Here is a 14,172-nt window from a genome sequence, read left to right on the forward strand (position 1 = left end):
GGCTTCATGAGTCCAGCAGCATCCTCTCATGCTCTCAAACACCCGCCGGTCAAGGCGCCCTCCGAGCCGGCGGGTGTGGACTCTGACTTTCCAGAGCTTGGCGTCGCCATCGACCGCGCACGCAGGCGGGGGCGGGGGGCACAGTCGAATGCCAGCGGCCGCTATGAGGCGGAGGCGCGCGTGGCCTTCGACGACGGCTGGCAGAGCCTGGAAGAGCTGCCGCCGTTCAAGACCAGTGTGGGGGTCGACACCTCGCGCAAGGTGATCACCCGCAACGATTCCCCCGATATCGGCTTCGACCGCTCGATCAATCCCTATCGCGGCTGCGAGCATGGCTGCGTCTACTGCTTCGCGCGGCCGACCCATGCCTATCTCGGCCTGTCGCCCGGGCTCGACTTCGAGTCAAAGCTGTTCGTCAAGCCCGAGGCGCCGGCGCTGCTGGAGAAAGAGCTCGCCGCGACCGGCTATGAGCCCCGGATGATCGCGATCGGCACCAACACCGATCCCTATCAGCCGATCGAGCGCGAGCGCAAAATCATGCGCGGCATCCTCGAGGTTCTCGAGGGTGCCGGCCATCCCGTCGGCATCGTCACCAAGTCGGCGCTGGTGGTGCGCGACATCGATATCCTCGCGCGGATGGCCAAGCGCAACCTCGCCAAGGTCGCGATCTCCGTCACCTCGCTCGATCCGAAGCTCGCGCGCACCATGGAGCCGCGCGCCTCGACGCCGCCGAAGCGGCTGGAGGCGCTGAAGCAGCTCTCGGACGCTGGCATTCCCACCACGGTGATGGTTGCGCCCGTGATCCCCGCGCTGAACGATTCCGAGATCGAGCGCATCCTCGATGCTGCCGCCCATGCCGGCGTCAAGGAAGCCTCCTATGTGCTGCTGCGGCTGCCGCTGGAGGTGCGCGATCTCTTCCGCGAATGGCTGATGGCGAACTATCCCGACCGCTATCGCCACGTCTTCACGCTGATCCGCGACATGCGCGGCGGCCGCGACTACGATGCGAAATGGGGCGAACGGATGAAGGGCACCGGACCAATGGCCTGGACCATCGGCCGCCGCTTCGAGATCGCCTGCGACAGGCTCGGCCTCAACAAACGGCGCTCCAAGCTGACGACCGATCACTTCGCGCGACCGAATCGGAACGGCGATCAGCTCAGCCTGTTCTGATCGGGGAAGTGGAAGAGGCGTCGCATGGTCAAGGAACTTCACCCGCCGGTGCCGCGGCTCACTGTCATCACGCTTGGCGTCAGCGATATCCGTGCCAGCATCGCTTTTTACGACGCGCTCGGTTTTGCGCGCCGGCTAAAGGCGACCGGCGAGGCCGTCGCTTTCTACGATACCGGTGGCCCGGTGCTCGCGCTGTATCCCTGGGATCAGCTCTCGGCCGACGCGACGTTGCCGGACCAGCCGAGGCCATCGACCTTCCGCGGCATCACGATCGCCTGGAACTGTCGGACCCGAGAGGAAGTCGATGCGGTGCTGGCCTTTGCTCTCGGCAAGGGGGCAAAGCTGCTGAAGGCCGCGCACGAGACCGATTATGGCGGCTATTCCGGTTATTTTGCCGATCCCGACGGCCATCCCTGGGAGGTCGTGGTCGCACCCGGCATCGAGGTCGGCGAGGATCGGCGGGTGCATCTGGCGCAATAGGGCAGCCTGAATAACGGGAATTGCGCGGGGTTCCCGGTTGCGCCGGCCGGGCCGCTTGCGCACGATCCCCGCCATGATTCGGGACAAGTCCGCCAAGACACCGGCCAAAGACGCGCCAAGGAAGGACGCTGCGAAGAAGGCAGCGCCCGCCAAGGCCGGCAAAGCGCCTGCGACCAAAACAACGACCGTTCCCGCAGGCAAGAAAGGCATCATCGCGGTCGCACCGCCGAGCTTCCGGCGCGAGCGCGCGCTGATCAAGCGCGGCGTCTGGCCGGTCGCCGGCTGCGACGAAGCCGGCCGCGGGCCGCTCGCCGGCCCCGTGGTAGCCGCGGCCGTGATTCTCGACCCCGACCGGATTCCGCGCGGCATTGACGATTCCAAGCGCCTGACCGCCGAGGAACGCGAAAAACTGTTCGACAAGATCTGCGCCATCGCCCAGGTCTCGGTCGCCGTCGCCTCGCCCTCGCGAATCGACCGCGACAACATATTGCGCGCCTCATTGTGGGCGCTGAAGCGCGCCGTGGTGGCACTGCCGGAGGCGCCGAGGCACGTCTTCGTCGACGGCCGCGACCGGCTCGACACTCCTTGCGATTGCGAAGCCGTGATCGGCGGCGATGGCATCGTGCTGTCGATCGCGGCGGCCTCCATCATCGCCAAGGTGACGCGCGACCGCCTGATGTGCGCGCTGGCGCAGGACTGCCCAGGCTATGGCTTCGAGCAGCACAAGGGCTACGCCGTCCCCGAGCACCTCGACGCGCTCGACCGTCTCGGCCCCTCGGTCCATCACCGCCGCTTCTTCGCCCCGGTTGCGGCGGCGCGTGCCAAGCACATGCCGTGGACCGTCGAGCCGGTGCCGGATCTGTTTACGGTGACCGAGGTTGAGGTGCCGGTGGAAGCCAGCGTCGAGGTCGACGCGTCGGCGGGTCTCTAACGGCTCTCTCCGCTGCCCTCTTCGCCTCTCCCGCCTGCGGGGAGAGGCCGCTTCCCATCCAAGATGGGATGCGGGTGAGGGGGAGCCTCCGCGAGTCCATCTGTCACCGTGATTGCCGACGCAGCCCCTCACCCCGACCCTCCCAGCGCGAGCGAAGCTCGTCGCGCCCCTTAAGAACGGGGAGAGGGAGCACACCGTCGTTGCCACGACGCGTGACGCCCCTTATCAAAGTGTTTGTGAGCGAATAGGGCCGGCTGGACGGGTTGGCTGCATCTTTCGGACGTTGCATGCGGTTTACCTCCCTGGTCATCGAGCTCATTCGCGCCCGGCCGCGGCTGATCGTCTGGATCGCCGTGCTGCTGCAGGCCGCGATGTGGCTGTTCGTGGCGCTGGTGTTCTACCGCAGCCCGCCCGGCAGCCTCGCGACGCTCCTGGCTTTCGGACGTGAATACCAGGTCGGCACCGATCTCGGTCCGCCCTTGCCGGTCTGGCTCGCCGACATCGCCTATCGCGCCGCCGGCGGCCACATGTTCGGCGTCTATGTGCTGGCCGAGCTCTGCGAGATCGCGACGTTCATTGCGCTCTATCATCTCTCCCGCGCCGTGGTCGGCTCGCAGCAGGCAGTGCTCGCGGTGCTCTTGACCATGACGGTGCTCGCCTTCTCCTCGTCGACGCTCGACTTCGGCCCGCTTGTCCTGGCCCGGCCGCTGTGGGCGCTGCTGCTGCTGCACTCCTGGCAGATCATCGGCCAGCGCCGCGGCAATGCCTGGTTCGCCTGGTCGATCGAGGCCGGTCTCCTGCTGCTGACGACGCCCGCGGCGATTTTCCTGTTGCTGCTGCTCGTTGTCTTCGCGGTCTCGACCGCCGGCGGCCGCCGGACGCTGCGCGCGCTCGATCCGCTGTTCGCGCTTGTTGTCGTCGCGGTGCTGGCGCTGCCCTATGCGGTCTGGCTGATGCGTGCCGAGACTCTCGTGATGCCGGCCCTGCCGCAAGTTGCGGAACTGAATGCCCGCGCCCTGCATGCGGCCTGGCTGTTCGGCGGCCTCGTGCTCGGGGCCGCTGCGATCCCGGCGCTGACCTTCCTCAACGCCGGCCTGTTCGCCGGCAAGGGCGAGGAGCCGCCGATCATCTATCGGCCGCCGGTCGAGCCGCTGGGGCGCAACTTCGTCTATTTCTTCGCGCTGGCGCCTGCGCTGGGCGCGGTGCTGATCTCCGGCCTGCTCGGGCTCGAGTCTGTCGTCGGCGGCGCCGGCGTCGTGGTGGTTGTGTCCGGGCTTGCCGTGGTGGTCGCAGCCGGCGATCTCATCGCGATGCGCCGTGCGCGGATGCTGCGGACGGTCTGGGCCGCCGCCGTCGTGGCGCCGGCCGTCGGCGTCGTGCTCGCCGTCCTGCTGCTGCCCTGGACCGGCACGAACGAGATCGCGACCTCGATGCCGGCGCGCGCGATCTCGGACTTCTTCGACGAGAGCTTTGCCCGCCGCACCAACCATCGCCTGCGTGCGGTGGCCGGCGAGACGCAGCTTGCGAGCCTGATCACGCTGCATTCCGGCCGGCCGCATCTCTTCATCGATGCCGACCCTGCGCGCACGCCGTGGATCAACCAGGCAAAATTCAGCGAGACCGGCGGCGTCGTGGTCTGGCGCGCCTCCGATACGGCCGGCACGCCGCCGCCGGATATCCTCAAGCGCTTTCCCGGCATCGTGCCGGAAGTGCCGCGCGCCTTCGAATGGCTGGTGACCGGTCGTCAGCAGCTCCTGCGCGTCGGCTGGGCCATCGTGCGGCCGAAGGGGACGTGAGCCGCGCGCGTTGTTACGGACGCTGAAATCGTAGGGTGGGCAAAGGCGCAACGCGCCGTGCCCACGATAGGTGGTGGGCACGCTTCGCTTTGCCCATCCTACGAGAGCTGCGTGCCGCACCGCGTCCGGGACACGAGAGCTCGCTAGCCCGCCAGCACCTTGGCGATCGCGCGCAGATCCTGCCAGGCCAGCCGCTTGTAGGACGGCGAGCGGAGCAGATAGGCCGGATGGAACGTCGGCAGCGCGCGGATGGTGCGCCCGCCGGCGTCGTAGTCGAACCAGCGCCCGCGGGTGCGCATGATGCCTTCGCGCGTTCCGAGCAGCGTCTGCGTAGAGGGATTGCCGAGCGTCACCAGCACGTCGGGATTCACCAGCTCGATCTGGCGCTGGATGAAGGGCAGGCAGATCTGCGTCTCCTGCGGCGTCGGCGTGCGGTTGCCGGGCGGCCGCCACGGAATCACGTTGGCGATGTAGGCCGTGCTGCGGTTGAGCCCGATGGCGCCGATCATGAGATCGAGCAGCTTGCCGCTGCGCCCGACGAAGGGCAGCCCCTCGATGTCCTCATCGCGGCCCGGCGCCTCGCCGACGAACATGATACGCGCCTGCGGATTGCCGTCGGCAAATACCAGCCGCGTCGCAGTGTGTTTCAGCGCGCAGCCCTCGAAGCTCTGCATCAGCTCGCGCAGCGCTTCCAGCGTCGGCGCAGTGCGCGCGGCCTCGCGTGCGGAGGCAATTGCGATGTCCGGCGCCGGTGCGGCCTCGCCGCGCATGGCCGCGGGGGCGGCGACAGGACGAGGTGCCTCGACCGGAGGCGCCACGCGCGGGGCCGGCGGCGGCGCATCCAATTCCGCCAGGCGGTCGATCGGTTCCTCCGCGAGCGCGCAATCGACACCGGCCTCCAGATAGAAGGCGAGAAGCTCGCGGACGGTGGGTGCGGGTTCGGGTATCATGGGAAAGTCTGACTATTATAGCATAGCGTTTTCGAGCGAAGTGGCCACCCGGTTCGCGTGAAGAAAACGCGTCAAAAAAGATGGGACTTCCCCGGTTCTGGCCTACCAGAACCGGGGAGGTCCCGTTTAGGGCGCCTTGCACCCCCCTTGCACCCCGGCGAAACGCATTTCCGAGGTTGTCCTACCCGGAAAAATCGGAAACAAGAGGGCGCAAATGACCAAGGACCGTCTCAAGGGCTGAGATCAGATGAGCACCGAAGAACTTCCCCCGCGCGAATCCATGGAATTCGACGTCGTCATCGTCGGCGCCGGCCCCTCGGGCCTGTCGGCCGCGATCCGGCTGAAGCAGCTCAATGCCGATCTCAACGTCGTCGTGGTGGAGAAGGGCTCCGAGGTCGGCGCGCACATTCTCTCCGGCGCCGTGATCGACCCCGCAGGGCTCGACAAGCTGATCCCGGACTGGCGCGAGGATTCCGACTGCCCGCTGAAGACCCAGGTGAAGGACGACCGCTTCTACTGGATGACGGGCGGCGGCGCGATCAAGCTGCCGAACTTCATGATGCCGCCGCTGATGGACAATCATCACTGCTACATCGGCTCGCTCGGCAATGTCTGCCGCTGGCTGGCGCGCAAGGCTGAAGCGCTTGGCGTCGAGATCTATCCGGGCTTTGCTGCGGCCGAGGTGCTCTATGACGACGCCGGCAACGTCAAGGGCATTGCCACTGGCGACATGGGCATCGGCCGGGACGGCAAGCCGAAGGACTCCTTCACTCGTGGCATGGAGTTGCTCGGCAAGTACACGCTGTTCGCCGAAGGCGCCCGCGGCAGCCTGACCAAGCAGCTCATCGCCAAGTTTGCGCTGGACTCCAAGAGCGAGCCGGCGAAGTTCGGCATCGGCCTCAAGGAAGTCTGGCAGATCGATCCCGCCAAGCACCAGAAGGGCATGATCCAGCATTCCTTCGGCTGGCCGCTCGACCTGAAGACCGGCGGCGGCTCGTTCCTCTATCATTACGACGACAACCTCGTCGCCGTCGGCTTCGTCGTGCATCTCAACTACGACGATCCGTACCTGTCGCCGTTCGACGAATTCCAACGCTTCAAGACCCATCCGTCGATCCGCGGCACCTTTGAAGGCGGCAAGCGTCTCGCCTATGGCGCGCGCGCCATTACCGAGGGCGGTTACCAGTCGGTGCCGAAACTCAGCTTCCCCGGCGGCGCGCTGATTGGCTGCGCGGCCGGCTTCGTCAACGTGCCGCGCATCAAGGGCGTGCACAATGCGATGGGCACCGGCATGCTCGCGGCTGAACATGTCGCGACGGCGCTGGCCGCCGATCGCGCCAATGACGAGCTCGTCGAATACGAGAATGCGTGGCGCTCGTCGTCGGTCGGCAAGGATCTGTTCCTGGTCCGCAACGTCAAGCCGCTGTGGTCGAAGTTCGGCACCGTGCTCGGCGTCGCGCTGGGCGGCTTCGACATGTGGTGCAACACGCTGTTCGGCGCTTCGCTGTTCGGCACCCAGGCGCACGCCAAGCCCGATCGCGCCACGCTCGATCCGGCCAAGAGCCACGCGCCCAAGAACTACCCGAAGCCGGACGGCAAGATCTCGTTCGACAAGCTGTCCTCGGTGTTCCTGTCCAACACCAACCATGAGGAGGACCAGCCGGTCCATCTCAAGGTTACCGACATGAACCTGCAGAAGACCTCCGAGCACGACGTGTTCGCCGGTCCCTCGAATCGTTATTGCCCGGCCGGCGTCTATGAATGGGTCGAGGAAGGCACGAGCCCGCGCTTCCAGATCAACGCCCAGAACTGCGTTCACTGCAAAACCTGCGACGTGAAGGACCCCAACGGTAACATCACCTGGGTTCCCCCCGAGGGCGGCGGCGGTCCCAACTATGAGGCGATGTAAGAGCCGGCCGAGCACAAGGACCTGATCGCGAGGGTGATCCGGCGCACGTTCGCGTGAGGACACCGCTGCGGCCACCGGTCGCGGCCACGATAAGGCCATACTGGCAGCGTCTTGGGACCGCTCTTGGCCGATTTAAGGCGTGCGGAGGGGATCGCCCGGCCCGAATCCTTGCGGCGAAGCGCCAAAAGCGGCATTGTCCGCCGGACGGTTCCGGGTCCCGATGCCACCGGCCGCGTTCGCATGCGATACGGCCCTCTGCTGCAAACCCAGGCACTACCAACTCAAGGCGAGCCCTGATGTTCTCAAATCGTTTCAACCGCTGGACTGTTGCCGCCATCGCCCTCATGGGCACAGCGATCGCGACCGTCCCCGGCAGGGTCCTGGCGCAGACGCCGGATCATCCGTCCGACACGGCGGCACAGTTTCCGACCCGAAACGATCTGAAGTCGCTCACCACCGCCGGCAGCTATCTCGCTGCCCGCCACGCCAGCGTCGAGCGCGACGCCGCCTCCGCCGCCGCCTTCTACCGCTCGGCGCTGCGCACCGATCCCAAGAACAACGAGCTGCTCGACCGCGCCTTCATCTCGTCGGTCGCCGACGGCGACATCGACGAAGCCGTCAAGCTCGCCGAGCGCATCCTCACCATCGACAAGACCAACCGCGTCGCGCGTCTCGTCGTCGGCGTGCATGATCTCAAGGTGAAGAAGTACGCGGCCGCGCAGACCAACATCAACCAGTCGATCCGCGGTCCGATCACCGATCTCGTCGCCACGCTGCTGTCGGGGTGGGCTGCCTATGGCGCGGGTGATGCCAAGGGCGGTGTCGCCACCATCGACAAGCTGGCAGGTCCCGAATGGTACCCGCTGTTCAAGGACCTGCACGCCGGCATGATCCTCGAGCTCTCCGGCAAGGAGAAAGACGCCGGCACCCGCTTCGAGCGCGCCTACAAGCTCGACGATTCCATGCTGCGCGTGACCGAGGCCTATGCGCGCTGGCTGTCGCGCAACAAGGATTCGGCCGCCGCGACCACCGTCTACCAGGCCTTCGACAAGAAGCTCGCGCGCCATCCGCTGATCCAGGAAGGCCTGCGCGAGACCAAGGCCGGCAAGAAAATGCCGCCGCTGGTCGATTCCGCCCAGGCCGGCGCCGCCGAAGCGCTCTACGGCATCGGCGCCACGCTGACCCGCCGCGGCGGCGAGGATCTGGCGCTGGTCTATCTCCAGCTCTCGCTCTACCTCCAGCCGACCCATCCGCTGGCGCTGCTCTCGCTGGCCGATCTCTACGAGTCCGTGAAGCGGCCGCAGATGGCGATCAAGGTCTATGAGCGCGTGCCGTCGACCTCGCCGCTCAAGCGCAATGCGCAGATCCAGCTTGCCATCGATCTGGATTCCGCCGACCGCACCGACGAGGCGATCAAGATCCTCAAGGGCGTTACATCGGAGGATGCCAAGGACCTCGAAGCGATCATGGCGCTCGGCAACATCGAGCGCGGCCGCAAGAGGTTCGGCGACTGCGGCGCGACCTATTCGCTAGGCGTCGACGTGCTGCCGCCCGGCAACGACAAGGCCAACAGCGTCTGGTACTATTATCGTGGTATCTGCGAGGAGCGCTCCAAGCAGTGGGCCAAGGCCGAGGCCGACATGAAGAAGGCGCTCGAGCTCCAGCCCGACCAGCCGCATGTTCTCAACTATCTCGGCTATTCCTGGATCGACCAGGGCGTGAACCTCGACGAAGGCATGAAGATGATCAAGCGCGCCGTCGAGCAGCGTCCCGACGACGGCTACATCGTCGACTCCCTCGGCTGGGCCTATTACCGCATCGGCAATTATGAGGAAGCGGTGAAGAACCTCGAGCGCGCGATCGACCTCAAGCCCGAGGATCCCACCATCAACGACCATCTCGGCGATGCCTATTGGCGGGTCGGCCGCACGCTGGAAGCCAAATTCCAGTGGTCGCACGCGCGCGATCTCAAGCCCGAGCCGGAAGAGCTGCCGAAGATCGAGGCCAAGATCGCCAATGGCCTCGCCGACGACAATTCGAACTCTTCGGCCGCGCAGGCGGAAAAGAAGAAGGACGACGGCAAGGGCGGCTAGGCTTGCGCATGATCCGGACCCGAAGGGCCGCGCTAGCGCAAAGCGTGTAGCGGTTTTCCGACAAGATCATGCGCGACAAGGAACTGAAGTTGGGGGCGTGTCGCCGATGCCGGCGTTGATTGAAGAAGGACGGGCGAAGGTCAATCTTAGCCTTCGCGTCGTGGGCCGTCGTGCCGATGGCTATCATGATCTCGAAAGTGTGGTCGCGTTTGCCGATTGCGCCGATCGGCTGACATTGGAGCCGGGCGGCGAGCTGAAGCTCACCACCACGGGACCGCTTGCCGCGGCTTGCGGCGATACCGCGGACAATCTCGTCTTCAAGGCGGCCAGGCTGTTGGCCGATGCTGTGCCGAACCTGAAGCTCGGCGCCTTCGCGCTCGACAAGGTGCTGCCGGTTGCCGCCGGCATCGGCGGCGGCTCGGCTGATGCGGCAGCGGCGCTGCGGCTCCTGGCGCGTCTCAACAATCTGTCGCTTGACGATCCGCGCCTGCAGAAGGTCGCGCTCGCGACCGGCGCCGATGTGCCGGTGTGCCTGCTCTCGCGCGCCTGCGACATGACCGGCGTCGGCGAGCAGCTGCTGCCGCTCGCATTGCCGAGCATGCCTTGCGTGATGGTCAATCCGCGCGTGCCTGTGGCGACCAAGGATGTTTTCCAGGAGCTGGGCCTGCGCAACGGCGAGCTTCTGGTCGGCGCCACCTCGGTTCTGGGAGCTCCGGCCTGGCCGGAGGAGGGCGGATCGATTGCCGATTGGGTCGACGTTCTCGAAACCGTTGCCAACGATCTCGAAAAGCCTGCGCTACGTATCGAACCTGTCATCGGCGACGTGCTGGAGGCCTTGCGTGGCTCCGCCGGCGTCAAGCTCGCCCGCATGTCCGGCTCAGGCGCGACGTGCTTTGCGATCTACGGCTCGCCCGCAGATACGCATGCCGCGGCCGAAAAGATCCGGCGCGACCACCCCGGCTGGTGGGTGCATGCGGGGACATTGAGCTGAGTCTCTCTCCGGAGACGGTGCCGTAGGGTGGGCAAAGGCGCTTTTGCGCCGTGCCCACCATCTCTCCGATACGGAGACAGATGCGTGGGCACGCTTCGCTTTGCCCACCCTACGGCAGTGCGGCTAACCCGCGCTTTGCTCGGTCAGCCCGAGAAACTTTCGGATCTCGCTCAGCACCTCGTCCGGCTTGTCGTGCTGCAGCCAGTGTCCCGCCCCGGCAATGGTCTCGACGCGCGCTTGCGGGAAGTAACGCTCCAGGCCTGCGGCCCTGGCACCGGCGAGAAAGCTTTCGCCGGCGTTCAAGAGCAGCGTCGGGCAGGCGATGCGCGACCACAGCGCGACGTGATCGTCCGGCCAGAGCCGGTGCGGCGCGCTAGCGCGCTGATAGGGATCGAACTTCCAGCTATAGGTGCCGTCCTCGTTCTGCCGTGCGCCGTGGGTGGCGAGATGCAGCGCGAGGTCACGGGACAGGCGCTTGTTGTGAAGCACCATCTGTGCGGCCGCGTCTTCGAGGGTCGCATAGCGGCGCGGCATGCGGTCGTGCAGTTTGTCGAGCTGGGCCACCCATTTGCCGATGCGCTCATGTGCCGGCGGCTTCGGCGAGTCCGGCAGCATGGTCACGCCGTCGAGCACGACCAGCTTCGAGACCTGCTCGGGAAACGACCCTGTAAAGATCAGGCTCACCATGCCGCCCATCGAATGTCCGACGAGGGTCACCTGAGGCGCTGCGATGGTGCGGATGAGCTGGGTGAGATCGTAGACATATTCGGTCAGCGCGTAGCTGCCGCCCCTGGTCCAGTCGGAATCGCCGTGGCCGCGCAGGTCGGGCGTCACCACGTGAAAATGCGGCTGCAGCGATCGGGCGATGACGTCCCAGCTGCGGCAATGATCGCGGCCGCCATGGACCAGGATCAGAGGCGGCGCGCCCTCATTGCCCCAATCGGCGTAATGCAGCCGCAGGCCATGGGACTCGTAGAAGCGGCTTTGCGGGGTGAGCATCGGGGCGCTATCCATTCACAGGCCGCCGCACCAATGCCAGCGACAGGCCGAGGCCTGCAATGAAGACGCCGGAGCCCTGCGTGAGACGCCGCATCAGATGCGGTCGTCCAATCAGCTGGTTGCGTGTCGCGGAGGCCATCAGCACGACGACGACGTCGGCGAGGGTGTTCAACGCCACCGAGATCGCGCCGAGCAGGATGAATTGCAGCGTGGGGCTCGACCCCGCGGGATCGAGGAATTGCGGAATGAAAGCGAGGAAGAACGCGGCGGTCTTCGGGTTCAGCGCCTCGACCAGCACGCCGTCGCGGAACGCGCGCTTGTCGCCGAAGGCTTCTCCCTCTAGCGACAGTGTGCGGCCGGCGCTGCGGAAAGTCTTGATGCCGAGCCAGACCAGGTAGAGCGCGCCGACGAATTTGACGGCGGCGAACAATTCGGCGCTGGCGAGAATGATTGCGGAGATGCCGAGGCTGCCCGCGACGACATGAACCAGCCCGCCCAGCGCCGTGCCTGCGGTCGATGCGAAGCCGCTGGCGCGTCCCTCCGACAAGGTCCGTGCCGCGACGTAGAAGATGCCGGGGCCGGGAACGGCGGCAATGAGACAGGCTGCGGCCAGGAACAGCCAGAAATTCGTTTCGATCATCCTGTTTTGGTAACGGAGCGGGCTGCGATTGCAAGTCTTCTGGCGCGGGAGGCTCTCGTTTAGCCCGTGCGGCGGAAGATCACGCTGGCATTGACCCCGCCGAAGCCGAAGCCATTGGAGATCGCGTGTTGCATCGGCATCGGCCGCGCGGCGCCGGCGACGATGTCGATGCCTTCAGCGCCCGCATCGGGGTTTTCGAGATTGAGCGTCGGCGGCGCGATCTGGTCGCGCAAAGCGAGCACGGTGAAGATCGCCTCGAGGCCGCCGGCGGCGCCGAGCAGATGGCCGGTGGCCGATTTGGTCGCGCTGACGGCGATGCCGCGGTTGCGGCCGAACAGCGCCGCGATCGCGCCAAGCTCGCTCTCATCGCCGGCGGGCGTCGATGTCGCGTGGGCGTTGAGGTGCTGCAGATCCGCCGGCGCAAGGCTCGCCTGCCGGAGCGCGATCTCCATGGCGCGCCGCGCGCCGTCGCCGTCAGGCGGGCCTGATGTCATGTGGTAGGCGTCCGCCGTCGTGCCGTATCCGATCAACTCTGCGATCGGCGTGGCGCCGCGCGCGAGCGCATGTTCCAGATCCTCGATCACAAGAATGCCGGCGCCTTCGCCCATGACAAAGCCGTCGCGGTCGCGATCGAACGGGCGTGAGGCGCGCGCCGGCTCCTCGTTGAACCCGCTCGACAACGCGCGAGCCGCCGCAAAGCCGCCGAGGCTGACGATGTCGATGCAGGCCTCCGCGCCGCCGCAGATCGCGATGTCGACTTCGCCTGATCGAATCATGCGCGCGGCATCGCCGATCGCCTGCACGCCGGCGGCGCACGCGGTGACCGGCGTGCCCAGCGCGCCCTTGTAGCCATATTTGATCGAGACGTGGCCGGCGGCGAGATTGGCCAGGAAGGAGGGGATCGTGAACGGCGACAGCCGGCGCGCGCCGCGCTGCTCGGTGATGCGCACCGCCTCCGCCATCGCCGGGAAACCGCCGACGCCGGAGGCGATGATCGTCGCGGTGCGCTCCAGCGCGGCAGCGTCCTGCGGCGTCCATTTCGCCTGCGCGATCGCCTCGGCGGCCGCGAGCAGCGCGAACAGGATGAAGCGATCCATCTTGCGCTGGTCTTTTGGCGCGGCGGCCTGCGCGGGATCGAAGCCGCCCTCGGCATCGTCGGCCTTGTCGGGCACGAGTCCGGCAATGCGCGCCGGCAGCGCCTGCGCCCATTCGGGCAGAGGGCGCAGTCCGCTGTGGCCGGCGAGCAGCCGGCGCCATGAGGTTTCGACACCGCAGCCGAGCGGCGATACCGCGCCCATTCCCGTCACGACGATCCGACGCATATTACTCTCCAGCCGGCGCGACGGCCGGGTTCATGGCCTTGAGTGAAGCGATCCGCTTGCGCATGCCGCGGCTCGCGCGGGGACCGGCGACGACGATCGTATTGGCGAGCGTGATCGGCTGCATGTCGGCAGCGTCGACCACGACCGGATTGAACGGGCGAGCGTCGCTCCGGTTCGCCAGCACGATGGATTCGCCTTTGGGCGCGAGATGCTTGTTGCCGAAGGCGAGCAGCGTAGCGATCACCGGGAAGAAATCCCGCGCCTTGTCAGTCAGAACGTATTCGTAACGCGGCGGCCGCTCCTGATAACGGCGGCGCACGAACATGCCTGATGCGGTGAGATGGGCAAGCCGCCGCGACAGGATGTTCGGCGCGATGCCGAGGCTTTGCGAGAACTCGTCGAACTTCGTCGCACCCTGAAACGCATCTCGCAGGATCAGGATGCTCCACCATTCACCGACCGTCTCCACGGCACGGCCGACCGGGCATTCCAGGATCGAGGGGGATTTGGGCTGCATGGCGGGAAAGTAGGAGAGTCACTTGCAAAAAGCAAGTGACCGGGAGTTGGGCCGCACGAGCGCTGACGGAGGCGGGCCGCACATCCGCAAAAAGCTGTCACTGTAATTTGAAATGCGAATTGGCGAATGCCGGCTTCGCGCCATGCTCCGTCATTGCGAGCGCAGCGAAGCAATCCAGGCTCTCTTCGCGGAGGGATTCTTGATTGTTTCGCTGCGCTCGCAATGAAGGTGTTGACGCAGCTGGGACCTATCTCACCGGTTGTCGTCCCGGCGAACGCCGGGACCCATATGTGGACGGCCCCCGTGGCACAAGAGCTTTGTGAGGTTTGACCGGATCGCTTGCATCCATATGTGCGGCCTGTTGGGTGCAG

Annotated in this window: 12 protein-coding genes; 7 read left to right on the plus strand and 5 right to left on the minus strand. The window is 66.4% G+C overall.

Annotated elements, in window-relative coordinates:
* Window positions 1-6: 6 nt before the first annotated feature.
* The 4 genes from GGD66_RS29575 (at window position 7) to GGD66_RS29590 (ending at window position 4,380) form a co-directional block, all read left to right on the plus strand.
* Window positions 7-1,173 carry a PA0069 family radical SAM protein gene (locus GGD66_RS29575; protein WP_183259789.1) on the plus strand — a complete coding sequence of 389 codons (1,167 nt, stop codon included), beginning with the start codon at window positions 7-9 and terminating at the stop codon, window positions 1,171-1,173.
* 24 nt (window positions 1,174-1,197) lie between these two features.
* Window positions 1,198-1,653, plus strand: a complete 456-nt coding sequence (locus GGD66_RS29580; RefSeq protein WP_183259790.1) for a VOC family protein — start codon at window positions 1,198-1,200, stop codon at window positions 1,651-1,653.
* 73 nt (window positions 1,654-1,726) lie between these two features.
* Window positions 1,727-2,584: a ribonuclease HII gene (locus tag GGD66_RS29585; protein ID WP_183259791.1), complete on the plus strand. Its 858-nt coding sequence runs from the start codon at window positions 1,727-1,729 to the stop codon at window positions 2,582-2,584.
* 287 nt (window positions 2,585-2,871) lie between these two features.
* Window positions 2,872-4,380 (plus strand): glycosyltransferase family 39 protein, encoded by a 1,509-nt coding sequence (locus tag GGD66_RS29590; RefSeq protein WP_183259792.1) that lies wholly within the window; start codon window positions 2,872-2,874, stop codon window positions 4,378-4,380.
* 143 nt (window positions 4,381-4,523) lie between these two features.
* Here GGD66_RS29590 and GGD66_RS29595 read toward each other — a convergent pair whose 3' ends face one another.
* Window positions 4,524-5,330, minus strand: a complete 807-nt coding sequence (locus tag GGD66_RS29595) for a uracil-DNA glycosylase family protein (RefSeq protein ID WP_179735190.1) — start codon at window positions 5,328-5,330, stop codon at window positions 4,524-4,526.
* A 247-nt stretch (window positions 5,331-5,577) separates the two neighbouring features.
* Here GGD66_RS29595 and GGD66_RS29600 point away from each other — a divergent pair, with 247 nt between their 5' ends.
* From GGD66_RS29600 to GGD66_RS29610, 3 genes are all read left to right on the plus strand, one after another.
* Window positions 5,578-7,239, plus strand: coding sequence for an electron transfer flavoprotein-ubiquinone oxidoreductase (locus GGD66_RS29600; protein ID WP_183259793.1), 1,662 nt, complete (start codon window positions 5,578-5,580; stop codon window positions 7,237-7,239).
* Window positions 7,240-7,535: 296 nt separating this feature from the next.
* Entirely contained in the window at window positions 7,536-9,332 is a 1,797-nt protein-coding gene (locus GGD66_RS29605; RefSeq protein ID WP_018323347.1) for a tetratricopeptide repeat protein, read from the plus strand.
* Window positions 9,333-9,438: 106 nt separating this feature from the next.
* Complete coding sequence (locus GGD66_RS29610) at window positions 9,439-10,323, plus strand: 4-(cytidine 5'-diphospho)-2-C-methyl-D-erythritol kinase (RefSeq protein ID WP_177237505.1); 885 nt, start codon at window positions 9,439-9,441, stop codon at window positions 10,321-10,323.
* Between the two features lie 123 nt (window positions 10,324-10,446).
* Here GGD66_RS29610 and GGD66_RS29615 read toward each other — a convergent pair whose 3' ends face one another.
* The 4 genes from GGD66_RS29615 to GGD66_RS29630 are packed head-to-tail and all read right to left on the minus strand — an operon-like array spanning window position 10,447 to window position 13,801.
* Entirely contained in the window at window positions 10,447-11,322 is an 876-nt protein-coding gene (locus GGD66_RS29615; RefSeq protein ID WP_183259794.1) for an alpha/beta fold hydrolase, read from the minus strand.
* A gap of 7 nt (window positions 11,323-11,329) precedes the next feature.
* On the minus strand, window positions 11,330-11,962 hold the full coding sequence (locus tag GGD66_RS29620; protein WP_183259795.1) for a LysE family translocator: 633 nt from the start codon (window positions 11,960-11,962) through the stop codon (window positions 11,330-11,332).
* A gap of 59 nt (window positions 11,963-12,021) precedes the next feature.
* The gene (gene fabF, locus GGD66_RS29625; protein ID WP_183259796.1) at window positions 12,022-13,284 is read right to left on the minus strand and encodes a beta-ketoacyl-ACP synthase II; all 1,263 of its coding nucleotides are present in this window, start codon (window positions 13,282-13,284) and stop codon (window positions 12,022-12,024) included.
* A 1-nt stretch (window position 13,285) separates the two neighbouring features.
* Window positions 13,286-13,801, minus strand: a complete 516-nt coding sequence (locus GGD66_RS29630) for a helix-turn-helix domain-containing protein (RefSeq protein WP_018323352.1) — start codon at window positions 13,799-13,801, stop codon at window positions 13,286-13,288.
* Window positions 13,802-14,172 lie beyond the last annotated feature (371 nt).

The sequence above is a fragment of the Bradyrhizobium sp. CIR48 genome (assembly GCF_014198315.1).
Classification (GTDB): domain Bacteria; phylum Pseudomonadota; class Alphaproteobacteria; order Rhizobiales; family Xanthobacteraceae; genus Bradyrhizobium.